Here is a 26319-nt window from a genome sequence, read left to right on the forward strand (position 1 = left end):
GCGGGGGGCGCTTTCCCGGGCCCACACCCCCCCCCGCTTGCCCCCCCCCCACCGCCCCTGGTGACTGGGGGGGGGGGGGGGCCCCCCCCCCCCCCCCCCCCCCGACGCAAACCTACTTACCGTTGATGGACGCCTCGAGCAGGTCGATCGCCGTACCGTTCGCGGCTCCGTCGAACGTCAGCCGGACATACTTGCCCCGCACGTTCAACGGGTACTGGTTGTAGACACCGAAGTAGGCCTTGCCGGTCGGCCCGTTGACGGTGCTGACGTCGTTCCAGGTCACGCCGTCGACGCTGGTCTGGATCGTCATCGTTTTCGGCGTGTTCAGGTATCGCTGATCCTGCGTGTTGAAGGTCAGTTGGAGATTCGACAGCTCGGACGTCGCCGGTAGTTCGAACTGGATCCAGGTGGGTGTGCCGGTCGGAGCGGACCATTTGAGGCTGTCGAAATGCGTCGCATCGATGGTCTTTCCGTCGATCAGCGTGTCCACACCGGTCTGGTCGGTGCCTGCAGTGATCTGTGCCGTCTTCGCGAGGTTTCGGTACGGCTGCAGGTCGAGGAAGACCCGGTTGGTGGTGACGGTCTTGCCATTGAGCGTGACCTCTGCCCACACGACTCCTCTGGTGAGGCTGTCGACCGGAGGTGTGACGATCTTGTTCTTCGTGAACGTGAAGCCGCCTTCCTTGATCGCGACGGGTGTGTAGTTGTTGCCGCCGGCAAGATCGACGATCCCACCGCGCCAGGTGATCCGAGCAGCGTCGAGCCCGATCGCGCCGCCCTTCGCGGAACGGCCCTCGAGCTGGTACGAGAGCCCGCCGTTCAGGCCGAACTCGCCGTACGCCTCCTTGCCGCCGACCAGCAGGGACGCGCCGATCATGTCCTCGCCGACCGAGGCCACGCCGTCCTTGACCGACACCTTCAAGGTGTCCGACTTGGTGACGCCCTCGTGAGTACCTGTGACCGTGATCGTGGTGGTGCCGTTCGAGACACCGGTCACGACTCCGGAGGGCTCCACCTTCGCGATGCCGGGAGCCGCACTCGTGTAGCGGACCGCTGAGAGGTTGGCCTTCAGGGCCGGGTACGTCATGTAACCCTTGGGGAGGATCCGCAGGACCCGTGGTGAGAGTCGTTCGCCGGTGGCGACGACGTTCGTGAGCTTGTACGTCCGCGCCGGGTTGTCGGTGACGATCTTGACGATCGTGTCGATCGGGTCCTCCTGGACTCCGGCGAGGTTGATCGTCAGGCTGTCGCCGGTCTGGCTGAACGAGGTGACCGGGATATTCCGGTTGAGCCAGATCACCGACGTCACCCGGTCCTTGACCGGGCTGATGGTGAGTGTCCGGCCGGGGATCGCGTCGAAGCCCACCTTGTTGTCCGGTCCCTTGAGGACATGGAGGTAGATGTCGTTGTCGCGCGCGGTCGCGTATCCCCACCGTGGCCCGGTCGTGCTGTTCGGGAAGGCGAACTTGTCGTAGTTGCCGCGACCGTCGTCCGGATAGCCGTAGCCCGCCAGGAAGTACGGCGTCGTACCGGTGGTGGCTTCGTGCCGCTCCGGGAGGCCGGCAGGCGCGAACCAATCGGCCAGGTTCTCCCGGACGTCGATGAACTCCTGCACGCCCTTCGGGTATCTGGTGGCGATCTCGGTGGGGGAGTCCCAGTTGGGGCCGCGACTGTCGATCACGGTCTGGTCGTTGTTGTCGACGTACCCGCGCCCCGCGTTCATGATCATCTCTTGGGCGACCTGCCGGAAGTCGTCGCGCTGGCCGTAGTACGGCGACACTTGATTCTTCGTGCGAATCATCTTCCACGGCTCCATCGGGGTCCGCTTCACCAGGTGATTCGGGGCGGCGTTGGAGTAGATGCCGGACGCCTCACCGGTACGCAGGTCGGGGTCGCCGTACTCCTCGCCCCAGGCGTTCGAGTCGATGACGATGTCGTTGCTGTGGTCGCGGACGGCGCTGTACATGACGTCGTAGTTCGCGTTGGGCATCGCCTGCGGACCGTCGAAGTACAGGTATGCCGGGTCGTAGCGACCGATCAAGTCTTCGACGTTCTGCACGAACACATCGGTCGAGTAGTGCTGCAGGCCGCCGCCCTCGGTCGCGTAGTACAACCCGAACTTCATCCCGTACCGCTTCACAGCTTGCTCGTACTGCTTCAAGCCGTCGACCACCTGACCGTTGGCGTCCTTGGGCAGGTAGAGCTGCCTGATGTGCTTCGGGTCGGCGAACTTCGACGGCCAGAAGTAGTTCTGTTGCAGTGCCTCGACCGAAACCAGGGAGTGTCCTTCGCGTTTCGCTCTCGCGGCCCAGAGATCGACCGAGTAGTTGGGGTCGACGAAGTAGTTGTACGTCGGCGTGGCGTGCGTCAGGGCGCTGACCCGGCCCTGCTCGAACCACTTGTTCGGGCGTTCCTGCACCGCGGTGGTGAACGTCTTCGTCGCCGTCGCGCCGGCGCTGTCGGTGACCTGGACGGTGAAGTCGTAGTCGCCCGTCGGCGCGGTACCGCTGATGATGCCCTTCGTGCTGTTGAGGTCGGCCTTTCCGTTGACGAGGCCGTCCGCGATCGTGCCGTCAGGGTTGAGTTCCAGTCCGTCCGGCAGCTGGCCGTCGACGATCTTCCAGCTGTAACCCGGGGCGCCCCCGCCGGCCATGAACTGGAACGCCGACGCTGCGACCCCGTGGTTCGCCGTCGACGTGGACTTGTTCCACACGTACGGCCATTCCCGGTAACCGGTCGGCATGTTGTTCCGTGGGAACGGGATCTTGAGTGGGTCGCCGGTCGACAGGCTGCCCGAGACGATCTGGAGCGTGGATGCCGGCCCGGCGACCGAGCTCGTCAGTCCGCCGACCGCGTTGCCGTTCTGATCGGCGACCCTTCCGTAGAACCCGAGGTAGGCGACGTTCTGATCCTTGGCGATCGGCACGCCGTTCGCGTTCACGTCTTCGGTGTAGGTGTGCTTGATCTGGAGCAGCAGCTTGTTCCAGCCTTGTTGCAGGTGGACCGCTTGTTTGGTGAGGTCCTTCTGTACTTCGACCGGGGTGCTCGGCGGCGTCATGCAGCGGTCGTTCACGTAGACCCGATACGACCCGCTGGCGCCGACGTCGAAGTACGCGTCCTCGGCCGCCGGGCTGTAGACGTAGGTACTCGCGTAGACGTACTTGTTCCGGGTGTCGACGCCCTTCTTGACCGCGTAGTACCCGTACAGGTCCTGGTAGTCGTCGTAGTTGCGGTTGTAGAGCCGATCGTCGAAGTACTCCCAGTTGTGGTGCTCACTCCGGGCGCCGAAGGCCGCGCCCAACTGAGGCGTGATCGGCGTCTTCCCGTCGACCGGCACCGGCCGGTTGTAGACCTCGACCTCGGAGATCCCGGTGATCGACGGGTACGGCGTACGTCCCTTGTCGATCTCGATCTTCATCCCGACCACGTCCGTGAGCCCGGGATCGGCGGAGTACATCGTCGGCGATGACGGGCTGGACGAGGTGCTGTTCAGCCGACCCGATTCGATGGAGCTTCCATCCGCGAGGGTGAACGTGAGTTGGTACCAGTTGTTCACGTGCCGGCCGTCGCCCCACTGCGCGATGCGTACTTCGTTCAGCGAGATCGGGGTGTTCCAACTGAAGTTCACCCACGGACTCGAGTCGTTCTCCGTCACCCACTGCTTGCTGGTGCTTCCGTCGACCAGATTGGACACGGGGTTCACTGTCAGCGTTGACGAAGACGCCGTGATCGACGATGCACGCTGGGCGTAGTTGACCTGCTCCGGGACCTCGCACTCGTACACCTTGTCGGCCACCGGCGCGTCGAACGGACCCGACACCAGCCACGAGTTGATGAACGGAGCGCCGCCGGTCGCCTGCTGCGCATACGCCGTCAATTTGGGCGGTACGACGAGGAATGAGGCGGCGAGTATCGCCGCGAGGGCTGCCAGCGCGGTGGTTCTTCTACGTCTCACTATCGATCTCCTAGACAGAATAGATCTGATTCTTTGTGAGGTGATTGGGGTCCCGGTCTAGCGATGGACTTCTTGATCAGCCGTCGCATCGTCGCTGCAGTAGGCGTTCGAAGTGGACTGAGTATGTCCACGGCGATGCGTTGCGTCAACCCTATGGATCTGCTCTAATGACCGAGCGCTGACCAAATAGATCAGAAGCATCCAGCGTGGCGGGTACCGCTCTTCCCGATCTGAAGGACGACATGCGAATCACAGACGTGACCCTGGACCTGGTCGACCTGCCGGCGCAGCCGCCGTTCCGGTGGCGTGCCGGGCTGCCGGGATCGGAGGGACCGGTCGTCGGCGGCATCCTGCGGATCCACACCGACGAGGGACTGACGGGCGAGGCGCGGACTCGCCGCGGGCGCATCGTCGCCGACCTCGTCGAGCGCCGGATCCGGGCGGACCTGATCGGCGGCGACCCCCTCTGGCGGGAGCTGTTGTGGCATCGCCTGTGGGAGCTGGACCGGATCGAGGAGCTTCCGATCTACGCGCTCGGCCTGGTCGATATCGCGTTGTGGGACCTCGCCGGAAAGGCGGCAGGCCTCCCGGTTCACCAGCTCCTCGGTACCTTCCGGGACGCGATCCCGGCATACGCGAGCACGGTGACGTTCGGGTCGGTGGAGGAGTATCTCGACATCGCCGACCAGTGCCTCGAGGCCGGGTACAAGGCGATCAAGCTGCATGCCTGGGGCGACGCGCGCGCCGACGCGGACCTGTGCCACAAACTGCGCGCCCATGTCGGCGACGACGTCCCGCTGATGTACGACGGCTCCGCAGGCTTCGATCTCACTGACGCCGTGTACGTCGGAAGGGCCCTGTCCGAGGTCGGATATACCTGGTACGAGGAGCCGATGCGTGAGTTCGGCGTCACCGCGTATCGCCGCCTCGCCGAGCGCGTCGACGTACCGCTGCTGGTCGCCGAGACCTCCGACGGCGCGCACATGAACGTCGCGGACTTCATCACCGCCGGTACGGCGGGCTACGTCCGGACCAGCGCACAGTACAAGGGCGGCATTACCGGCGCGATGCGGATCGCGCACCTCGCCGACAGCTTCCAGCTCCGCGCCGAGGTGCACGGATCCGACATCGTCAACGCCCACCTCTGCATGGCCATTCCGAACACCTCGTACTACGAGTCCCTCGTCCACACCAACCCGATCGTTCGCGAACCGGCCGTCGGACCGGACGGCCTGGTGCGCGCTCCTACAGAGCCCGGTATCGGCTACCAGAGGGAGGACCGATGGTGAGGGCTTCCACGGCTGGCCATCGACGGGGCCGGTCGCTGCCCGAGGCCGGTCCGCGTCGTCGAACCGGACGACGGCATCTGTATCGGCTCTGCACAACACCGTGGGGAACACGAACTTCCCGATGTGGTTCGACGACGACACCAGGTTCCGGTTCCTAGTCACGACCGATTCGAAGGTGGAGGCACCCATGAAGGGGTTACGGAGGATCCGGTACGGCGTACTCGCGGCCCTGACCGCGGTTGCGCTGGCGGCCGGTGCGAGCGTGCTCGCCCAACCGCAAGCACAGGCGGCGCAGACGGGAGGAACCGCGCCCTACCTGAACCAATGGGTGGTGTCCGGGCCCTACGCCGATTCGGACGCGATCGGCAAGGACACGTCCGGCTGGCAGTACTTCGACGACCGGATCTTCAACCGGAACTACGACGACTACAACGACCTGATGGGCTACTTCGACGTCAAGCAAGGGCAGTCGACGCTCGACAAGTGGGTGGCGGCCGCGACCTACGTCTACAGCCCCACCGCGCAGAGCGTGCAGTGGCAGGTCGGGGGATCTGGCCTCTACCGGCTGCTGGCCAACGATGCCGCGGTCGGGCAGCAGGCGCAGGTCGCGAGCCGGATCAGCAAGGACGGCACGAAGTACCCGATTCAGCTGAACCAGGGATGGAACAAGCTGGTCATCGAGATCCAGCACAAGAACCCCGGTAAGAACAAGAACTTCCTTGGCTTCTACACGCGGATCAGCGACGGCGGCGGCAACGTCGTAGCCGGCCTCACCTACTCCGTCACCGGGCCGAATACCGCGGACAACCGGCTCAGCATCGTGACCGAAGGCCTGGACGTCGACCGGAAGGCATTCGCCATGCGGAACGCGGATGTTCCGGCCAACGACTATCCGTCGAACACGCTGCCGTACGCGTACGACGAGAACCCGTATGTGGGCATGGTCGCCACGATCGACGGGAACCGGAACACATCGAGTATCGCCCCGCAAGCGGCGCCGTTCACCTTCCAAGCGGGCGGCGGAAGCCCTGGCTACACCTGGACCGTCGCGGACGGTCAGTTGCCGCCCGGTCTGACGCTGGCGTCGGACGGCCACATCGAGGGCACGGTTGCCAAGGGTGCCGATGGTGGCTCTCGCAAGGACTACACCTTCACGGTGAAGGCGACCGACGCGAACGGCGCCACGACGACGAAGCTGTACACCATCACCGTCAAGACGAACCCGGTCAACTGGTTCATCGACGGCAAGATGGCCGCGCTGTCCCACACGACCGGAACGATGCCGAACCTGTACGACCCGAACTTCAACTACGACGAGTGGGCGCAGACCGCCAAAGAGATGGGCATGACCATGCTCTCGACCGAGAGCCTGCAGAACACCATCTACTTCTGGCCCTCGCCGAACGCGAACCTGACCCCGGACAACTCCAACAAACTCTACAAGTACAACGCCCTGTACCAGTCCGCGGACGGCAGTTGGCACGTCAAAGACCGTGTCGAGCAGGCCAAGCAAGCCGCCGAGCGTTACGGCCTGAAGTTCGGCGTCTACGTTTCCTCACTGTACGAAGGCTCCCAGATCCTCGAGAGCGATATCCAGAACCTGGTGGCGCGGTACAACCCCTGGTACGTCTTCGCCGACGGCGGACCCGAGAGCTACTCGAACCCGGACGTCGCCTGGAGCTCCGCGCGGAACTACAACGACCGGGTGCTGGTCGACGCCAACCCGAACGCGCAGACCGGCGACCAGGACATCACACTGCACGAGCGCCCGTTCTGGAACAGCGAGCCGTACACCGACGGTGGCTGGATCACCGGAATCAAGCCGCAAGGCCGGAAGGTCGCCCACGAGGAGTGGAACGACCCGTACACGACCGCACTCGACGTCTGGACGCAGTACGCCAAGGGTAACGAACGCGACGACTGGGCCGAGGCGACCAAAGAACTGATCAACCAGTACGGCCACGGTTATGTGATGAACTACGACTCCTCCATCACCGTGAGCCGCGGCATGGACAACCTGAGCAGCAACCTGGACAACACCAACATCTTCTCGATGGTCCCGATCTCCTCGCAGCAACTCTCGGACATGCGCTCGTCGATTGTGAAGTGGATCGACAATGGGGGTGGGCCCGATCTGCGGGAGTCGCTGTACGGTACGACGCCGTACACCATGGACTACACACTGCAGCCCGGCTGGTACACCGACCCGCAGAAGGCGATCGCCCACGGCCAGGGTCCCGAGTGGGGTTACGCGATGTCCCGCGACCAGTACGTGTACATGCACATGGTGAGGAACCAGATCGGGGGCACTGCAAAGGTCGGCTTCACCGGGCAGACCACGATGAGCCACATCGGCCCGTTCGACTACCCGGTCCAGAAGGTCCAGTGGCTGAACCATGGCAGCTCGCTCCCGTTCACCACGGAGACGTCGAACGGCAGGTACTACGTCACGATCGACACCTCCGATGTAACGACCGATCCCATCGACACCATCATCAAGATCCAGACCGCCAGCCCGGTCCGGAAGTACAAGATGACGAGCGTCAAGCTCTTCAGCAGTCAGACCGAGCCGGACAGCCTCCAGTTGCGGGCTGAGAGCTACATGAACAACTACACCAACGTGTTCGCGCCTGCGAAGCTCAAGTACACGACCAGTAACCCGCGCGTGGCAACGGTCAGCGCGTCGACCGGCGTGGTCCGGGCTCATCGCGACGGTTCGACGGCCATCACCGTGACCGCGACGTACGACGACGGCGTCAACCGCCCGCAGGTGATGACGGACAGCTACCCGGTCGAGGTCCGGAACCGGGCGATCTCCGCGGCGCTTCCGCTGGTTGGCGTGAACCTGCTGACGGACGGCGCGCAGTTCTGGGGGCAGTTCGGCACCGACAGGGACATCCCGGTGGCGTTCAAGGGCTACACCCGCAAGGGGGGCGACGTCGACATCCTCGACGCGTCGAACGTCAAGTTCCACTACGCGACCGTGGACGGCCGTCGGGACAACTCCGCGGGCAAGATCACGGTCACGGAGATCCCGGCCGACCAGTCACCGTTCGTTGTTGCTGGCAAGGAGATGCGGTTCACCGGCAAGGTGTCGGCGCCGACGATGTACAGCTACTGGGCCGACGTCATCGTAGACGGGAAGACGTACACCTCGACGCGGAACTATCTCACGTTGCTCCCCGACGCCGACGTTGCCGCGGGCATCACGCCGAAGGTGACCGCCGACAGTGCGCACGCCAAGCTCTTGTCCGACGGGGTGATCAACGACCGGACTGGCGGGAACCTGGCCAAGTGGTCGGCGCCGGCGGGTGACGACAACGCGGCCATCACCTACGACCTCGGCAAGATGCAGGACCTGTCACGGGTGAACGTCTACTTCAACCACCACATGCCGAACGCGGACAACGTCACGTACTACAACGTGCCGAAGAAGGTGAAGATCGAGTACAGCGAGGACGGCGAGCACTGGACCGCCGGCAACGAGACGAACACCGTGTCCGGCGGCGGCCTGCCGACCGCCCGGAACACACTGGCCGTACCCGGAAGCGACACGACGCTTTACGGCTGGGAGCAGGACGGCCTTTACTACAACTACCCGGTCGATCCCACCAGGCCGAGCGTGCGTGCCCGCTATGTCCGGGTCTCGTTCCCCGGCGGCGGGCAAGGTGGCAGTCCGGTCGACGTACTGGATGTCCGGGTGTACTCACTGCGGGACCTGACCGCCCTCGGCAGCATCAAGCTTCAGCCTCAGGCCGGAACGGACGGCCGTACGGCGACGGTCGATGTCAAGGGCTCGTCCTTCCTAGGAGCACCTCTCGACCTGCGGGGCGCGGACCTGAGGGTCACCAGCGACAACCCTGCCGTCGTGGCTGTGGGCGCCGATCGGGTCCTGTCGTCCGGCACGGCCGGGAAGGCACGGGTCACTGTGGCGGCGGAGCTGGGCGGGTACCGGGCCGAGGACTACTTCTACGCAGCTGTGGATGCGTCGGGACGGATGTCCTTCCCGACGTTCCTGAAGCAGGTGAAGCTTGCGCTGAGCAACAGTTCGGTGAAGGTGAACGAGCCGACGATCGGCACGATCGGGGGAACGCTCAACACCGGCGAGAAGGCGAACCTGTCGCAGGCCAAGACCGAGTACGTCCTCAGCGACAGCCGGCTCCAAGCGGTGCCGGGCAGTAACACGATCGTGCTGAAGGATCCGATCGCCAGCGCGTTCCAGGCCACTGCGAAGGCGGTCGTGACTCTGGACGGCGTACCGGTCGAATCGAACCCGGTCGCACTCACCGCGCTCGGCGACAACATCGCGAGTACGGCAAGCGTCACCGTTTCCTCGGTCCGCGACCGGAGCGGCGTACCGGACGGCAACGATCAGGACGACCGTTACCTGGGGCCGAAGGCGACGGACGGCAGCAAGGCGACGTCCTGGGCAGCCAAGCAGACCGACCGCAGCCCGTGGATCAAGCTGCAGTTCCCGGCTCCGGTCACGATCGACCATGTGAACCTCGTAGACCGTGGCCACGAGGTCAACCAGATCGTGGCCGGCCTCCTGGAATGGGACGGCGGCAGCAAGCGGGTGACCGGCATCCAGTGGGACGGACAGCCGGACAACATCGTGAAGCTCGACGCTCCGGTGACGACCAGTTGGGTGAAGTTCACGATCGATCCCGACAACGTCTACTACAACCCGAGCGGAGCGGAATGCGGGCTGGCCGAGTTCGGTGTGTACACGGCGCCGAAGGCGAAGGCGATCGTGGACTTCAAGCCGGTTGCGGTCGATACCAAGCCCGGCGTGCTCCCGGTGCTGCCGGTACAGACCAACGCGGTCTACAGCGACGGCACTTCCACCCCGGTCGACGTGACCTGGGACCCGGTCGCCCCGGACCAGGTCGCGAAGCCAGGGTGGTTCACAGTGACCGGCACGGTCGCGGGAACGCCGGTCAAGCCGCTCGCCGTCATCAACGTCGTGGACCGCTGACGATCGCAAGGTAACACCGGGGATTGGGCGCGTGTACTGCCGGCCGCGGCAGTACACGCGCCTCGGCCCGCAGCGCGTCACGCTCAACTCCTGAGGTTCGGAGAGCTCGACCTGACGCCGACCTACCCCGATGCGGCGACTGCTCCCGCCACCGCAGACGCCTCTGTTGGCGTCCGCGGACGATCGAGCTACCCGGCCGACCCAAAGACCAGACGCTCATCGGACAGCTCTGCGAACCTCCTCGCGCGCCGAGCCTGCGCTGCGGATTCCAGCCGCACCGACGTCCGCCGATCACGTAAGCCGTGGCTGTGCGTCGCACCGATCGACAACTGGGTGGCCTTGTCGCGGCGGCCGTGGTCGACAAGGCCACCCGGCGACGCACCACCGGGGTGGATGATTGCTGCGACCAGCACCCGCCGGCGGCTGACCGGCGATCCGGCAGTCAACCTGGGTGGCCGGTCCTCGTGACGCAGCAGCCTGGCATCGGCAGCCTGAGGGCAGATGCCAGGCTCCGTCTACAGGCCGGCTGGGGGCGTCCGGTTGCGATCATTGCTCCCCCCGAATGCCCGGGGCGACAGGAGCTGGTCACGCGAGGGTAGGAGCCAGGGATACGACGCTGCCTGTGCGGCGGGCGTGCTCGGCGGCGAACACCACGCGGTGACTGGCCATGCTCTCGGCAATACTCGTGCTGAGACGATCGGGGGAGTCGTCGCGGAGCGCTGCGACGAACGTCTCGACCAGTTGCCGGTCGCCGCCGCCGTGACCCGCTGCGGCATCGAAGCCGAGTTCGTCGGTGTCGTACACGGTCGTCCGGAGCGTGCGGAAGTCATAGACGCTGATCGTCCGCCCGTCGCCGGTGATCTGTCCGGCAGTGCCGAACAGGCGGGTCCTGCGGTTGCTGCCTTCGGTGAAGGCCGCGAGGCTGAAGCTCGCGAGGCGCCCGTCGCTGAACTCGAGCTGCACAGTCTGGTGGTCGACCACGTCGTTGTCGCAGAGGTACGCGCACCGGCCCCACGGACCGGTCTCCAGAGCACGGTCGATGGCCTCCGGTGTTACCTCACCAGCCATGACCAGAGCGTTGTACTCCTCCGCGGAGCCGGGGTTGTTCAGGCCGCTGCGATAGAACCGCACCGCGGAGTACGCGCACGAGGACTCCACCGCACAGGTCACGCAGCGCTCGGACGCACCGGACGGCTGCGATTCGGGGCGGAAGTACCCAAGCGAGCCGAAGGACGTGACCCGTTGCACCGGACGTCCCATGATGTACAGCAGCCAGTCGATGTCGTGGCACGACTTCGCGAGCAGCAGGCTGTGGCTGGTGGCGGAACTCGCCCAGTTCCCGCGGACGAACGAGTGCGCGAAGTGGAGGTGGCCGATCGGCTCGAGGTGCTCGATCTGCATGACCTCGCCGATGGCGCCGGCATCGAGGAGCCTGCGCAACTGCTTCGTGTACGCCGTGTACCGCAGGACATGGCACACGGTGATGCTGACGCCGTTCGCCTTCGCTGCGTTCTCGATGTCGTCGCAGTCCTCCGGACTGGTCGCGATCGGCTTCTCCAGGAGGATGTGGTAGCCCGCCTCGGCGAAGGCTACGCTCGCGTCGCGGTGATGCTCGTCGGGCAGCGCCACGATGACCGCATCGGCGAGCCGCGGTAGCGCGGCGAGGTCGCGCCAGTCGTCGAACGTCTGCGCGTCCGGGAAGCGGCCGGCGAAGCGGTCGAGCGTCGTCGGGTTCCGGTCGGCGACCGCGACGACCTCGACGCCCGGAAGCCCGGCGGCCTCCGTCGCGTACGCATGCCCGCGCATTCCGGCGCCGACCACGGCCAGCCGAATGTCCCGCGTGCTGCCGGCAACGGTGTCATCCCTTTGCTGCACCACTGAGCAGACCTTTCACGAAGTACTTCTGCAAGAAGACGAACAGGATGACGATCGGGATCGTCGCGAGCACCATGTAGGCGAACACGGCTCCGTAGTTGGACACGTGCTCGCTGATCTGGCGGTACATGCCGACCGTGACCGTGCTTCCGCTGGCCGGTCCGAGGATGATCAGTGGAGTGATGAAGTCGTTCCACAGCCCGACCGCGAGGAAGATGACGACGCTTGCTCCTGCCGGCCGCAGCAGCGGGAACACTATCGCCCAGAACGTGCGGACGGGACCCGCGCCGTCGATTGCGGCAGCCTCCTCGATCCCCTTCGGGATGGTCCGCATGAACCCCGTGAAGACCAGCACCCCGAAGGGCAGGTTCCCCGCGACGTACACGATGATCAGGCCGAACACCGAGCCGATCAGCCCGAAGTCCCGCAGCATGTGCAGCAGCGGCAACAGGGTCGTCGCCTGAGGGATCATCAGCCCGAGTGGGATGGTGATCCACATCAGCTTCGCGAACCAGCTGGACGACCGCACCATGTAGTGCGCCATCATGGCGGCGACGACGGTGGAGACGACGGTGCCGATCAGGGTGATCTGGACGCTGTTGATCAGGCCGGTCCAGAACAGCGCGTCGGGACGCGTGAACACGTCGATGAAGTTCTGCACCGTGAGCGGTAGCACCGGAAGCCCGGGATACTTGTAGATGTCGTCCTGCGTCTTGAACGCGTTCAGCACGACCAGGTATATGGGGTAGATGAAGATCGCGGTCACGACCAGCGCGACACCTGTGCGAACCGGTCCGGCACCGCTTGTCTGCACACCGCGCCGACGATTCCTGCGGCGGCGAGCGTGGTCCGGGGTGCCTTTCGCCGTGCCCTTCGCCGTGCCTTCGACGACATCGGGCGACTCTTCGATGATCACAGGTCCACCTCCCGCTTGCGCATCAGCCGGATCGAGAACAGCGAGATCACGGCGATGATGAGGAACATCACGGCGGCTTTGGCGGCGGCGTACCCCACAGCGCCTGCGTCGAGGCCGGTGTGGACGACGTCGAACGCGAGGGTCGATGTCGTGCCGACGCCGGGTCCGCCGTTGGTCATCACCTTCACCTGGTCGTAGATCTTGAAGCCACCGATCATCGACAGCACGGTCATGATGGTGACCGAAGGCGCCAGCAGCGGCCAGGTCACTGCCCTGAACTGACGCACGGGACCGGCGCCGTCGATGGCTGCCGCTTCCAGGAGCTCCTTGGGAACGCTCTGCAGGCCCGCGAGGTACAACACCACGCACACACCGACGGACTGCCACGCGACGATCGCACCGACGCTGTAGAGAGCGAGAGAGGGATCGGACAGCCAGCCCGGTGGATGGGGCATGAAGGAGTGCAGGGCCGAGTTGATCAGGCCGTCGTCCTTCAGCATCAGCTGCCAGATCACCGCCACGACGACGGACGAGAGGATGACCGGCACGAAGAACACCGCTCGCATCGCGTTGAAGACCCATCCGCTCCGGTCGAGGAGGATCGCGATCCCGAGCCCGATCGCGTTCGGCACGACGATGCAGATGATCGTGAGGATCACGGTGTTGCCCAAGGTCTGCAGGTAGGCCGGATCGGAGAGCAGCCGCGCGTAGTTGTCGAGCCACACGAACGAGGTGGTGACCCGGTAGGTGTCTTCGTTCGTGAGGCTCGACCCGAACGCGACCAGCAGCGGCCAGAGCACGAACACCGCGTAGAGCGCGGCGCCGGGCAGCGCGAACAAGAGGAAGTGGAGCGGATCGCGCATGATCTTCCTGCGCTTCGGATGTGTGTTCATGGCGGTCCTCGCCTCTCGATGATCTCGTTCGGGACGGGACGGGACGGCTCCGGTCGGAGTCCGTCCCGTCCCGAGGCGGGCTGCGCCTACTTCTGGGCGGCGGCGTACTGGTCGTCGAGGTACTTCGCGAACTTCTCGGGCGTTGTCTTGCCCGTGAGAAGGTCGACGTTCGCCGCGATCATCTTGTCGCTGAAGCCCGGCGGGAGCGCGCCGTCGCCGGTGATGTTCCCCCACGCGGGGACGGTCGCCTTCGCGGCGACGGCCGCGTCGTAGCCGGTTGCCATCTCCTTGTAGAGCGCCCCCACGCCGGCGGGGATCGTGTAGTCCTTCACCGTCACGATCGCGCCGTCGGTCGTCACCGAGGAGTCCAGGTTCTGCTTGTCGGTCGCGAACGCCAGTGCCCATTTCTTGGCGAGATCGACGTTCTTCGAACTCGCGTTCACGTTCATGCCCGCGCCCGTCACGACCGGGTACGCCAGCTTGCCGTTGTCGCCTGGCCAGCCGAACACGCCGATGTTGGTCTGCTTCTTGCCGTCAGCCGCGGCGGTGAACCACGATCCCATCGGATACATCGCCGCCTTGCCGGCGAGGAAAGCCTGCTCGAGGTCGGCGTAGGTGCGGGTCATGCCGTCCGGGTCGGTGAAACCGTTCTTCATGAGCTTCGCGACCTTCTCCGCGGCGCCGACGAACGCCGGATCGCTGAACTTCACCTCGTCCTTCTCGCGCTTGAGGAACCAGGCCGGATCGGCGACGAGGACATCGGCCGAGACGGTGGCGTTGAGCGCGAACGACGTCGCCCAGGTGTCCTTGCCGCCACCCCCGATCTCGAACGGGGAGATGCCGGCGGCCTTCAGCTTCGTGCAGTCCTCGAGCAGCTCCGCGTAGGTCTTCGGCGGTCCGCTGATACCGGCCTTCGTGAAGAGGTCCTTGTTGTAGTAGACGAGCGGAATCGCCTGCGCGCCGGTGGGGATGCCGTAGAACTTGCCGTTGATGGTGCCCGAGCTGAAGTCGGTGATGCCGGCGGCTTCCAGCTCGTCGCGCTTGTACTCGGCGAGTTTGCCCTTCTGCGCAAGGCCATTCGCGATGCCGGCGGCAAAGATGTCGGGTGCTTGCCCGGACGCGAACAGTTGCTGTGCGTACGCCGGGGTGTTCTCGCCGACGACCTTCTTGATCTTGACGCCGGGGACTGCCTTCGACGCCCGGGCGATGGCGGCGTCCCAGTACTGCGGGGTCAGGTTCGGTGACTCCGAGACGAGGAACGTCAGCGTGACGTCGCCGCCGGAATCGGACGAGGCAGGTGCGCCGGCCGTGCAGCCGGTGAGTGCGATGGCAGCCGCGGCAAGGGTGCCCAGGACCAGGTACCGCGTTCTACGCCGTTGTGTACGCACGGATGTCTCATTTCTTGAGTGGGGTTGCGGCGTGCCCGTCGGCGCGACACATTGCGCGACGATTATCCAAAAAAGTTTAATAATGGGCGGTTGAAGTAGTCTGGCAACGGCCTGAGGTGCTGTCAACCCTTCGCTCTTTCCTCTATCCTTGGGCGATCGTGAGCGCTTGGGCGATTCAGAAATGAGATTGGTTATGTCGATCAAACGTGTCGGTGGCGGGCACGCGGGGGACCCCTCCGCGCTGCGGAAGCTGAACGTCGCCGCCGTGCTGCGGCTGCTCTACGCCGCGCAGGCGAGCGGTGCGGCCGGATCTGGCGAGGTCACCGCGGGCGACCGGTACACGGTGACCGAGATCGCGCAGACGGTAGGTATCTCGCGTCCGACCGCCGAGGACGTGGTGGACGCTCTGGTCGAGCACGGGTGGCTGGTTGCCGCGGCACCGAAGCCGGCGGCGCCCGGCCGTCGTTCGGCCGGCCGTCCCGCTCGGACGATAACGTTCGACTCCCAGGCCGGATGTGTGGTCGGGGTCGATCTCGCCCGGCATTGGGTGCGAGCGCTCGTGTCGGATCTGGCGGGACGAGTGATCGGGCGCGCGGACTATCCCGTGGCTGACGGCGCGAGCGCGGCGGAGCGCAGCGCTGGGGCACGCACCACGATCACCGAAGCGCTACGCCTTGCCGATCGGGGTCCTGCACAGATCCTCGCCGCGGCCGCTGCGACGGTCGGCATCGCGCGCGCCGACGGTCAGGTGGTGCGCTCCACCATCCCGCAGATGGAGGGGCGCAGTATCGCCGAGATGCTGGGAGCGTTCGTCCCCGTCCCGGTCCGTGTCGCGAACGACATGCGCGCTGCTGTCCTCGCCGAGTACTGGACCGGCGCAGCTGTGGGCTGCAGCAGTGCCGTGTACCTCCACGTGGGGCGACGCATCGGATCGTCGTACCTCATCGATGGGGTCTCACCGCTGGGGCATCACGGGGCCGCGGGGGAGATTCCGCCGGAGTCCGGGCGCCGGCTGGTCGATGCCTACCGCAAGCTCGTGAGCTTCACCGGGGTACGAGTCGACAAACTCCCGCGCGACGAAATGCTCGGGATCGATCCGCTGACAGTCTTCGAGTCGGCACAGCGAGGAGAGGCCGACGCCCGCAAGGCGGTCGTCGACTTCGCGGACGAGTTCGCCGAGGCCATCGAAGGCCTCGTGATCACCGTCGATCCCGAGGTGGTGGTCGTCGGCGGTGGCGTGGTCGTCGCCGGTGACATCGCGGCGGAGGCGATCCGCTCGAGACTCGCCCGCGTGTGCATGTTCGAACCGCGCGTCGTCGTCTCACCTCTGGGCGAGAGCGCGGCCGCCGTGGGAGCGGTGCGTCTCGCCCTCAACGAGTTCGAGGAGATGCTGTTCTCGAATCCCTTCACCCGTGGACGAACTGCTGAAGAGGCCGGATGATCTGTGCGCCACCCGAGGAGTTCACCAAAGCCCGCAACCGGGTCGCCAACAGGCCAAAGACGCCGGTGACGGCCGCACGGTGCGGGAGCTCACCAGCGCCCTGCGGCACGTCGGATTCGGGGTCGTCGACGAGTACGGCGAACCCGCCCAACTCGCACCCGTCAAACCCCGCGTCGTACGCAGCACCCAACCCGCCACCCCACAAGCCATCACCCCACGAGCACGTAAGGCCACCACGCGCCCGCAGACCGCAGCCGCCGCCAAGCGGCGCCGTACCGAGCTCCGGACCCGCACCGACCAGGCCGGCCGCGAGTACGCCGCGGCCGAAGCCGCTCGCCGGACTGACTGGTCCTGGTCCGGTCCCGAAACTTCTTGAGCAAGGCTTGCTCGGCGGCCGTAGTGGCGGTCTGGACATCTATGCCTCCAACCGGGATGACGGTTGGCTGCTCAACGGTGCACACCGCGGAGAACTTGGGATCTCGGGAACGATGCGAACAGATGTGATGTGACGCACAGTCACGATCAGATGAAGGTCGCAGGTTGGCGGTCCGGATTCGCCTTGACGATCGGTTCTGGCAAAAGGTCGACCTACAGACATGAAGAAGCCCAGGACACCTTGGTGACCTGGGCTGTTGTGCGCCGCCAGGGACTCGAACCCCGAACCCGCTGAATTCCAGCTGAGGCTGATCACCGTTTGCCGATGATGCGCGACGCCCCTTGCTGGTAATGGATTCATGGGTGGTGTCGTGCGCACCGGTGCTCACCGCTTACCATCTTCTCGCGCTGATTGAGGTGCGTAGGGAGGTGCGTTGAGTGCCCGTACGATGCGACTGGGGGGCCGGCGTCGAACGCGCGTAGGGTCCTCCAGATCACCCGCAGGCAGGGTGCTGCACGGCTCTGGGCGAGATCGAGCGCACCCCGCGATCGCCGTGCGTAGTACGTCGCGCGACCGCCTCAGCTTTGAGCTGACTTGGCCGCGGCGAGGTCCGTCAACAGGCCGGACAGCAGGCGTTCCTCGTGGATCTTGATTCGGAGCTCGTCGTAGCGGGCGCGGAGTCCGGGCAGTGTCGCGGCGAGATCTTGGGCTGTCGACGGCTGCTGGGGGTGGCCGCAGGCAGTTGCGTACGTCTCGGCGTCGTACCTCCAGGACTGTGCCTTGGGGGCGACGGACAGGACTTGGTCGGCGATCGTGAAGCCGGCTTGGTCGAAGTCGGCTCGGGCTTTGATGATGCAGCCGCACGTGGAGAGGCCGGCGAGGAGGTCGAGGGCGGCTCCGGAGGCGATTCCGTCGGTGCAGACCAGGGGTGGGCAGTTGCGGCCGAGTTCGTCGGCGGCGGCTTGGGCGATGGTGACGTTCTCGCAGACGAAGACGGTTGGTGTACGTCGTACGCGCCAGTCGCTTGTCAGTGCGCGAAGCGTCAGCCAGCTCGGCTCGCCGGCGGCGAGCTGCGCCGCGGAGGAATCGCCCTCGAGGGGCAAATTGAGTACCAGCACCCGGGAGGAGATCGCGTCGCACGTCACTCCGATGCTCGCCCAGGCGGCACGCCAGTCGCGGCCCGCGCGTTGGGGACGGGGAAGCTCGTGGATGATGGCGGCGAGGCGTGCGACAGCTCGGCCGATGGGTTCGTCGGCGTCGAGTTTGTGCGCATTGTTGAAGACATCCGCTGCCAGTTGCGCCAGCCAGACTCGGCGGCCGGAACGCCGGATCTGCGCAAGGACGGCGACAACCTGTTCTGCGAGGGCGAGCAGATCGCCGGTCCCCGGTCTCGGCAGGCCTCGGTCGTCCAGCCACTGGTCGATGATCGATGGATCGACTCCGGCGTCCGCCAGGATCGACGTGGCCGCTGAGCGTTCCCGCCGCGCCGCGGAGGCTGCACGCTCCCGTCCCGCACTGTCCGGCTCGATGGCCCCGCCTTGGGATGCCTCCGCGAGCTCACGCACCGACAGACCGTGCTCGCCCAGCCGCGCCGCCAGATCCTGAAGGCGGACCGGTCGTCCCGACACCTCCCATGGCGTGCCGAGGAGAAGAGCGACGTCGCGGCGTTCCGTCTCGGTCAGGACGACGGTGCCGAGAGAGCCTTCCTCGGTTTTGAAACCGCGTCGGGCCCTGACGACGATCGCGCTCAGTACGGCGGCCGGTCCGGGACGGCGTACCCAGTCGGCGAGCGCGGCAGGTAGCGGTTTCATCAATCGTCCACGTCCGCGAACAGCCCGTCCTCGACCAACAGCTCGTCCGCGGCAGGATCGGCCGTACCGACGTCGACAGCTGTCCACTCGCCACCGCACCACAGATACGGGATCGCGTCGACGCCAGGCAGTCCCTTGTGACGCGCGAGGTCGTAGACGGCGACCGCGGGTACGGTCGGGTACTTGCACCACTCGTCGTGCGCCGTGAGCATCACGTCCAGGTCGAAGCTCACCGTCAGCCCCATGAACGAGGCCTTGATCTCCTCGTCGACGCCGGTCATCGCCTCGTCCAGCCAGACGGAGCGTGGCGCGTGATCTGCTGCGGCGTTGTAGGCGACGACTGCCGCTGCGAACAACGGCTGGGAAAGGAGTACGACCTTCTCACCACCGGACTTCGCTCCGTGCTTGGCTGCATCGAACGGCATCCACTTGCTGGTCACGCCAGGTCTGTACTGCAACGAGATCCGCAGCCAGCTCCGATAGTCCAGCGCGGCAGACAGTTGCTCCCGCCAGTCCGCCGTACCGTCGGCTGACGCGTCGTCCCGGGCCTCGTCGATCTTCCGTGCGAGGAACGCCCGTACGTCGTTTTGCTTCTCGGGGGTCAAAAGGTGGTACCCCTGGGTGAGCGCCTCCACCACCTTCCCGGTGTCCTGGTCACTCGGGTCCGGATCCCACTTGAGCTGTACGGCGTTGCCATGCCGGGTCGGGTGGCTCGCGAGCTGTCTGTTGATGCTGGTGAAGGTCCGCGCGGTGTAGTCGAGCCGGTCCTTGAGGTGCTCGATGAACGTCGAGCCGAGCAGCGTAGCGAGTACGCGCTGCTGTTCGGCGTCGAAGGACTCCTCCTGCCGCCGTACCTGGTCTGCCAGCAGATCCGCGGCCGCGAATGGTTCCTGCCAGCTCGAGCTGCTGTCGGCCAGGATCATGACCCGCGGTAGAGCGCCGTCGACGTCGGACTCCATCACCCGCGCGTCACGGTTGGGGAGCAGGTCCTGCCGAAGCGCGTCGAGTGCACGGTCGCACGAACGCCAGGCTCGGTCCGGGTCGCCGGCGACGCTCAGCTCGCGCACCGCTGCTCTGGTGGATTCACGCGCAGATTCGACGGTTCGGCGTTCGGGTTCGGGCAACCCGGCAGGGCCCGCGAGGCCGGCGTCGTACGTCTCCCACCACGCCGCCATGCCGGCGTCGCGCACCTGTTCCGCGGCCTGCCGGTTCTCCTCATGCCGATTGAGGGTCTCTTCGGCTTGGGTTGCCTCGACCCGCGCGTCCGCGACCCGGGTGTTGATCTCGTCGACCAGGTTTTCGGCCTTGGTCAGCAACTCGTCGAGCTCGTCCCGGCGGGCGAGCTGCGCTCTTGCGTCGAGTCCCAACGCCTCCTCTGCGGTGCGCAGCCTGACCTCTATCTGTCTCAGCCGGTCGCGCAAACCGTTAAGTTCCTTCTGGGTTCCTTCGAGCCGCCGCTGCGCTGTGCCGACAGCTGCGTCGGCACGATTCCGCTGCTCCTGCAGGACACCTAGAACCTCGACCTTCGCGGCCAGGCTGTCCACAGCGGTGCGGTAGCCGCTCAGATGCTCGGCGAAGCTGTCCAGGTGGTGCACCGGAAACGCGTGGTCTCCGGCGTACCTGGTGAACTCCGCCCAGGCACCGTCACGATCGACTTGCTTCTTCTCGTGCTGGCGTCGGGCTCCGTCTGCCTTCTGATCGCAGTCAGCGACCCGCCGCTCGCGCTCACGGACCCGTTCAGCTGCGTTGGTGACTGGAAGCTCTGGCGGAATCCGGTCCGCCTCGGCCTGCAAGGTCGACAGCTCTGTGGCGATTGTTCCAAGCTGCTCGTCGATCGCGGTCAGAAGTACGTCGAGCTCACCCAGCCGTGCCTCGACCCGGGCGATCTCACGCTGCCGGGCGGCTTCGCGGGCCGTGGCTCCGAGATAGGACGCCGGTTGGATCGGCTCGGCGCGGCCGGCGAGCGATGCCCAGCGCCAGGTGCCGTCCGCAGCGAGCCAGGTCCGCGTCACATCTTCATCAGAGGGGGCCGTTGGCAACCAACCGATACCTGCCAGCACCTTGTTGACAGCTGATTCCGTCACGCCGCCCGTTGGTGTGGGTTCGAGGATCTGGCCGAGGTTGGAAGTGTCCGGCTCTGGACCGGCGAGCAGCACGGTGTCCGTCGGGATGCCGTCGGGGGACAGCAGACTTCCATCGGGCAGCAGCCAGGCGTCGAGCAAACCAGCCGCGGCGAGCGTTGCTTCCAGCCGGTCGAGTTGATGGGAATCGAAGTCGGCTCGAGGCTGTACGCACTTCCAGAGCGGAGCGCCTTGCTGGGTGTCGGGGCGCTCGCGTCGTTGCCAGAGCGCGGGCGGGTTCGGCGGATTTTCGACGTTCTCGAGTGCCTTCGAGAGGTCGCTGTTCAGTTTGGCCTGTTCGTCGACGAGACCGGTGCGCTGGTGCAGGAGGCTTGTCCGTCGCCCACGGATTGTCTCCCTGGCCTCGTCGAGATGCCGCCTGATGGCGGTCGCCGGTGTCACCTTGTCGCCGGAGTCGACCAGTTGGGACACCAGATCGCACCAATCCTCGGCCTCTTCGTCGGTTGCTGTGCTGATGGTGGTGCCGAGATTCCAGTCCCGGATCTGCGTGCGGAGCGCGTCCACAGCGTTGTCCAGCTCTTGTTGCGCCTCCACTAGTGCGTCGTTGGCCTCGCCAACGTCTTTCAGTCGGCTCTCCAGCAGCTCGGCGGCCTGATCGACATCGCTCTCGGCCTTGGCATGTTTGTTGCCCAAGGCTCGCAGTCTGCCGAACCGTTCGGATCGAACCGTCAGATCCGAACGCAGTCCGGCCAGGTCACGGGCGGGCAGATGGCGTCCGGCGGAGTCCTGCAGCCCGATCGGCCGGCCCAGGGCCGCGACCCCGGCGGCTGCCTCGTCGACCGCGCCCTCGGCCTTCTCGGCCTTACCGGTTGCCTCCGCCGCAACCTCCGCCTGCTCGGCCAGCTCACCCTCTTCGTCCTCCCGACGGCTGTCGACGACGGTCTGTTGCTCGTTGATCGAACCGAGGCTCGAGCGGAGTGAGCGCACCCGATCGGCTGCGCTGACCGCGTCCTGATAGGCCTGGCTGTCCTGCAGTTCGCGAAGCTCCGTCGACAGGTCCGTCCGTCGGCGCTTCGTCTTGTCGAGCTCCTCGTTCAGGTCACCTACGAGCTTCCGCGCCTCCTCGAGTGCTTGCTCGGCTGAACGTCGCGCTCTTGTCGTGTTGTCCAGCTTGGTGGTGGCCGATGTGAACGCATCCGCGCGGAGCCGCACCACCGTACGCGCCCACGGGAGCCAACCGGTGCGGGTGAACGTTGCGACCCGGGTGGCCGCCGTACGGATCTCCTCGACTGACTTCCGCAGCTTCTCGAGGTTGTCCCAGCCGTCGGCGAGCTGGGTGATCTCGGTGTTCGCCAACGGCGGCAACGCGGCCCGCAGCGTCTCGGCCAGGCTTACCGGGTTCAGCCTCTCGCCGAGCTTCGGCCGACGGAGCTGCTTGAGCAGTTCGGTGAGGTTGTCGAAGCCGTCGGGGCCGAGACCGAACAGCTCGGTGGCAAGCTTGGCCCGGTACTTCGTCGCGCTGTCGAGATACTCGATGCCGCGGATCTTGAGTAGATCCTTCCTGTCCAGCGGCCGCTGCCCGGTGACGAACCGGAAGTCCTGACCCGGGCGCAGTTCGGTGGCGAAGTGCCAGCGGGCAGGGGACGACGTACCGCTCCCGCGCCGAAGGCTCAGACCGAGTCCGCAGACGAAGTACGCCTGCTGGCCGGACTCGTCGATGCGGCCGTACTCGACCCACGCGTATCCGAGACCTGCGTCGGAGGGCGGTCGCGGATCGTCGTCGTCATCGCTGGGCAGCAGGTTGAACCGCATCGTGCGGTGTTGCGAGCCGAACGGATCGAGGACAGACGGCTGGATCTCGCCGCGCAAGAGCATGAGAGTCGTGAGTTCGAGCACCTTGGTCTTGCCGGCGCCGTTGCCACCGCGCAGCACCAGCCGCCCGTCGGCGAACCAGAACTCCGCATCGTCGTACTCCCACAGGTTGACGATTCCGACGCGCAGCGGTTGCCAGCGCTCTCGCGTTGGGCTGGGCAGGTCGCCGGACAATGCGGCACTGAGCCAACGCGCGCCGCTCTGGCCGTCGAACGTCACTCCGTACCTCCATCGTCGAGCCGCGCTGTCACTGCGACGATCGTCGGATCGCGGAACCTCGCGGCGGGTGGTGCCAAGAACCAAGATGTCTCCGCGCTGCGGACCAGATCCAGGGCGAGGAGGATCTCCAAGGTTGTCGCCTCGACCGCGCCGGGCGGCTTGAGCTCGTTCGTGAGGGCTTTGGGGAAACGCGTCCTGACATCTTCGGCGGCCGTCGTGAGGTCGCCCTCATCGAACCGCGTGCCGATGCCGTGCCGCCGGACGAGCTCGTCGAGCACCACGAGCGCGAAGAAGTCTGTTGCGCGCAGTCCCGGAAACGCAAGATCGGTCTCGTCCTCGCCGGCCGCCACGAGCGCAATGCCTTCGGCTCGCTGTTCCGCGGTCCAACCGGTCATCTCCGTACACCACGCCAGCACTCGATGGCGTTGACTGTTCAGGTAGATGCGCTCCGCCTCGGTCAGGTCGTCGTACAGCAGAACCGGGAGCTCGACCAGTCTGCGCATCAGACCGAATCGCGCACCGGATTCGCTGGGTACTCCAATCTCATTACCGAGTGCTGCTCGCAGGGACTCAGGATCAACCATGCGGAGCAGGAGTTCGCGCCGTACTTCGTACGCGCCGCCGACCGAGTTCTTGTGGTGTGCCCAGCCCTCGCGCTGCTCCTCGTCATCGCGGTTGGTCGGCCGCAGGGCGCCCGCGTCTACCAGGATGTGTACGGCCTTGATGAACAGCATCCGTTCGGCGAACCGGTCCGGATCGTACGGCTGGAGCGCCACGTCGTCGTGGGCGGCGAGTGCGCGCGCTCGATCGGACAGGTCCTGGGTGGTGGTGATGTCCTCGGCGTCCTCCGCGGCGGCCGCGGCGAGGATCGCCAGTACGAGTACTCGGCGTGGTGGCGGCCGGAAGCGGTTGGGGGCGAGCACGCTTCCGTCCAGCGGCAGGCGGAACAGCCGGGCGGCGGAGTCGGTCACCACGAGTCGGTAGCCGAGCCGGTGTGCGAACCATTCGGTCAGAGTGTTCCGGTTCGCGCGGACAAGTGGCCAGATCTCCGGGTGCGTACGCCGGTCGAGCACCGGGGAACGGAGCAATGACGTGAAGGCGGCCTGTCTCGCCGTACTGTCGCGGATCATGCCGGGTCCATCTCGAAGTGCCAGTCGAGCGTGGCGAGGCGGCCGCTCGCCGACAGGATCACCGTGGTGTCCGCGGGCTCTGGTGGTTTGCGCAGGCTGATCCGCCAGCGGCCGTCACCGGTTATTGAGACGTTCGCCGGAGATCGCCGCGCGACACCGACGTACTCCAGCAGCAGATCGAGTTCCGCTTCGCTGATCTCGCCCCACGTCGACAAGCTCGTTCCGGAACGCTGCCGCAGTGAGGCTTCGGCCGCGCTGCGAGCGGCCAGAGCCGCGAGCCGCGCACGCCGGGCAGCCTTCTTGCCCAACTCGTAGTTCGGGACCTTCGTGCGTTGTCCCACCGCGGCTCGCTGTCCGTGCTCGCGGAACCGCGCGGTGACCGGCGCGGCTGGAGCGTCGAGCCAGCTCAGGCCGTGGTCATCGGCGGACTCGGGCATCAGGAGCAGGTGCCGAGCAGAGAAGAGCCCGGTCGCGGTGTCCCAGATCTGCCAGGCGGCCTCGTCGTCCGGCGCTCGCTCGATCGCTGCCGCGAGTTGCAGCAGCTCGGCCCGGCGGGTTACCGCGCCACCGGTGTCGAGGAGGATGTTCATGTTCCGCGCCCAGGGGGCAACCAGGTTGCGGAGCTGCCGGCGGAGGCGGCGGGCCTGGCTGTGCTCGCCGCTGAACCATACCGAGAGTGCGTCCCAGGTGTGCGCCCACCGCTGCGCCTGATCCGCGACGACCTGATCGTCGACGTCGGTGTCGATGGCCGCGCGGACGCAGGCTCGCCAAACCTCGGGTGTGAGCAGCGGACGAACCTGGTGCATCTGCTCCGCGATGCCCGGGCTGTGGACGTCGACCTGCTCGCCCCACATGCCGACGTACGCGCGCAACGTGTTCCACAGCAGATCCTGCTTGGCCGGATCAGGTCCACCGGACAGGGCGTGGGCGAGCGTGCGTTGCCAGCTGCGAGCTGCCGTTGCCATCGCGAGGTGCAGCGCGGAGATCTGCTGGAACTCGGTGGCCGCCTCTGTGTAGACCTCACGCCGCACTGCACCGGCGAACGCGATCAGCCGGTCGTGGATCGCCCGCGGCGCGAGCGTCAGATCGCCGGCCGCCTCTTCGACGTCATCGGCCGAGGCCCAGAACGTGTGCAGGCTCGCCGCTCGGGGCGTGAGCTGGTATCGGTCGCGTCGCCGCAGGAAATCCTCACCGCTGCGGGCCGGCTCCTGCCAGCGGGTGATGACCTGCCACTGTTCCAGCCGCTCGAGGCGGGCATCGAGGTGCAGTATGGCGGGATCCAGCAGCCGGCCGGCAACGTCAGCGGCAACTCGCTCGGCAAGGTAGGCACGTACTCCCGCATCTACCATGTCGTACGACAAGCCCGTCAAGCTGGTGTCCTGCTCCGTGAGGAGAACCTCGACGATCGCCCGGTACTGCGCGGCGAGTGGAGACGTAAGGTACGCCGGCACCAGCTCCTGCCCGGGCAGAACAGCCGACCACGGATCGGCCCCCTCGGCGGCCTCCGGCAACTCATGACCCTCAGCCATCCCGTCGAGCATACGGTCCGCGACCACTCCACGTCACTCCAGCCAGCTTGCGGCCTCGTCCGGTCGTGTCGTCGGCGTGCGCTGAGGATGGACGACGAGTGTGGGCATCGGCTGGACGAGCGGTGGGTGCATCGATTGCTGACGAGCTAGCCGGAGGCCGGTGGGGGCCGCCGCGGTGGACGGAGGCTTCAGCGCCATACTGCAACTGGCGGAGACCTCAGTCCTTGCTCGAACCTTAGACCGGGCCAACGGGTGACAAGCGGTCGTCAGCGTCGAGCAGTTGACTCAGTTCGTGAGTCGGAGGCGCGGAGATCGTGACGAGAGGGAGGGTGGGATCGAGCTCTCGCGGGTCGTCCGGATCGGACGTCACCACGGGCAGTGGTCGAGGTGCGGGTGCAGATCGCGACACAGGCATCGACCGCGTTCGCGGTGCCGCTCCGGCCGAGCAGGGCTCCGATCTCGAGGCCAATGGAGCAGGTACGAGTCGGCCAGGAAGCGCCGACGGTCGGGTTGCCGTCCGCCCTACCGGACAATCTGCGCGATGACCGGTGTGGGGATGACGATGG

At 66.2% G+C, this 26319-nt stretch carries 14 protein-coding genes and 1 tRNA gene; 4 read left to right on the forward strand and 11 right to left on the reverse strand.

Annotation, left to right across the window (positions count from 1 at the left end; all coding sequences use genetic code 11):
- Positions 1-112 precede the first annotated feature (112 nt).
- On the reverse strand, positions 113-3955 hold the full coding sequence (locus tag ACWGID_RS07540; protein WP_452195422.1) for a discoidin domain-containing protein: 3843 nt from the start codon (positions 3953-3955) through the stop codon (positions 113-115).
- 242 nt (positions 3956-4197) lie between these two features.
- On the opposite strand from ACWGID_RS07540, the gene ACWGID_RS07545 reads away from it, so the two are divergent.
- Both ACWGID_RS07545 and ACWGID_RS07550 read left to right on the forward strand, forming a co-directional pair.
- Complete coding sequence (locus tag ACWGID_RS07545; protein WP_452195423.1) at positions 4198-5244, forward strand: enolase C-terminal domain-like protein; 1047 nt, start codon at positions 4198-4200, stop codon at positions 5242-5244.
- 187 nt (positions 5245-5431) lie between these two features.
- Entirely contained in the window at positions 5432-10222 is a 4791-nt protein-coding gene (locus ACWGID_RS07550; protein ID WP_452195425.1) for a DUF7402 domain-containing protein, read from the forward strand.
- A 188-nt stretch (positions 10223-10410) separates the two neighbouring features.
- Here ACWGID_RS07550 and ACWGID_RS07555 read toward each other — a convergent pair whose 3' ends face one another.
- The 5 genes from ACWGID_RS07555 to ACWGID_RS07575 all read right to left on the reverse strand — a co-directional run bounded on the left by ACWGID_RS07555 (position 10411) and on the right by ACWGID_RS07575 (position 15294).
- Positions 10411-10668, reverse strand: coding sequence for a hypothetical protein (locus ACWGID_RS07555; RefSeq protein ID WP_452195427.1), 258 nt, complete (start codon positions 10666-10668; stop codon positions 10411-10413).
- 139 nt (positions 10669-10807) lie between these two features.
- On the reverse strand, positions 10808-12100 hold the full coding sequence (locus ACWGID_RS07560) for a Gfo/Idh/MocA family protein (protein ID WP_452195429.1): 1293 nt from the start codon (positions 12098-12100) through the stop codon (positions 10808-10810).
- A complete protein-coding gene (locus tag ACWGID_RS07565) occupies positions 12081-13013 on the reverse strand; it encodes a carbohydrate ABC transporter permease (RefSeq protein WP_452195430.1) in 933 nt (310 codons plus the stop codon). Before ACWGID_RS07565 ends, ACWGID_RS07560 begins: the two co-directional genes overlap by 20 nt.
- The gene (locus tag ACWGID_RS07570) at positions 13010-13906 is read right to left on the reverse strand and encodes a carbohydrate ABC transporter permease (protein ID WP_452195432.1); all 897 of its coding nucleotides are present in this window, start codon (positions 13904-13906) and stop codon (positions 13010-13012) included. The genes ACWGID_RS07565 and ACWGID_RS07570 overlap by 4 nt, the downstream gene beginning before the upstream one ends.
- An 86-nt stretch (positions 13907-13992) precedes the next feature.
- Positions 13993-15294 (reverse strand): ABC transporter substrate-binding protein, encoded by a 1302-nt coding sequence (locus ACWGID_RS07575; RefSeq protein WP_452195434.1) that lies wholly within the window; start codon positions 15292-15294, stop codon positions 13993-13995.
- Between the two features lie 193 nt (positions 15295-15487).
- On the opposite strand from ACWGID_RS07575, the gene ACWGID_RS07580 reads away from it, so the two are divergent.
- Both ACWGID_RS07580 and ACWGID_RS07585 read left to right on the forward strand, forming a co-directional pair.
- Entirely contained in the window at positions 15488-16735 is a 1248-nt protein-coding gene (locus ACWGID_RS07580) for an ROK family protein (protein WP_452195436.1), read from the forward strand.
- 79 nt (positions 16736-16814) lie between these two features.
- Entirely contained in the window at positions 16815-17111 is a 297-nt protein-coding gene (locus ACWGID_RS07585) for a hypothetical protein (protein WP_452195438.1), read from the forward strand.
- A 259-nt stretch (positions 17112-17370) separates the two neighbouring features.
- On the opposite strand, the gene ACWGID_RS07590 is transcribed toward ACWGID_RS07585, so the two are convergent.
- From ACWGID_RS07590 to ACWGID_RS07610, 5 genes are all read right to left on the reverse strand, one after another.
- A tRNA-OTHER gene (locus ACWGID_RS07590) sits at positions 17371-17449 on the reverse strand.
- Between the two features lie 240 nt (positions 17450-17689).
- Positions 17690-18922: a DUF2399 domain-containing protein gene (locus ACWGID_RS07595; RefSeq protein WP_452195440.1), complete on the reverse strand. Its 1233-nt coding sequence runs from the start codon at positions 18920-18922 to the stop codon at positions 17690-17692.
- Positions 18922-23094, reverse strand: a complete 4173-nt coding sequence (locus ACWGID_RS07600; protein WP_452195441.1) for a TIGR02680 family protein — start codon at positions 23092-23094, stop codon at positions 18922-18924. Before ACWGID_RS07600 ends, ACWGID_RS07595 begins: the two co-directional genes overlap by 1 nt.
- Positions 23091-24224, reverse strand: a complete 1134-nt coding sequence (locus tag ACWGID_RS07605) for a DUF2398 family protein (protein ID WP_452195443.1) — start codon at positions 24222-24224, stop codon at positions 23091-23093. The genes ACWGID_RS07600 and ACWGID_RS07605 overlap by 4 nt, the downstream gene beginning before the upstream one ends.
- Positions 24221-25753, reverse strand: coding sequence for a DUF2397 domain-containing protein (locus ACWGID_RS07610; protein WP_452195445.1), 1533 nt, complete (start codon positions 25751-25753; stop codon positions 24221-24223). Before ACWGID_RS07610 ends, ACWGID_RS07605 begins: the two co-directional genes overlap by 4 nt.
- Between the last annotated feature and the right edge of the window lie 566 nt (positions 25754-26319).

It is taken from the genome of Kribbella sp. NPDC054772 (assembly GCF_053611945.1).

What these genes read in the sequence shown, in the direction of transcription:
- ACWGID_RS07605 (WP_452195443.1), bottom strand. Translation starts at nt 24,224, where the DNA reads ATGATCCGCGACAGTACGGCGAGACAGGCCGCCTTCACGTCATTGCTC.
- ACWGID_RS07550 (WP_452195425.1), top strand. Translation starts at nt 5,432, where the DNA reads ATGAAGGGGTTACGGAGGATCCGGTACGGCGTACTCGCGGCCCTGACC.
- ACWGID_RS07570 (WP_452195432.1), bottom strand. Translation starts at nt 13,906, where the DNA reads ATGAACACACATCCGAAGCGCAGGAAGATCATGCGCGATCCGCTCCAC.
- ACWGID_RS07610 (WP_452195445.1), bottom strand. Translation starts at nt 25,753, where the DNA reads ATGGCTGAGGGTCATGAGTTGCCGGAGGCCGCCGAGGGGGCCGATCCG.
- ACWGID_RS07580 (WP_452195436.1), top strand. Translation starts at nt 15,488, where the DNA reads ATGTCGATCAAACGTGTCGGTGGCGGGCACGCGGGGGACCCCTCCGCG.
- ACWGID_RS07545 (WP_452195423.1), top strand. Translation starts at nt 4,198, where the DNA reads ATGCGAATCACAGACGTGACCCTGGACCTGGTCGACCTGCCGGCGCAG.
- ACWGID_RS07595 (WP_452195440.1), bottom strand. Translation starts at nt 18,922, where the DNA reads ATGAAACCGCTACCTGCCGCGCTCGCCGACTGGGTACGCCGTCCCGGA.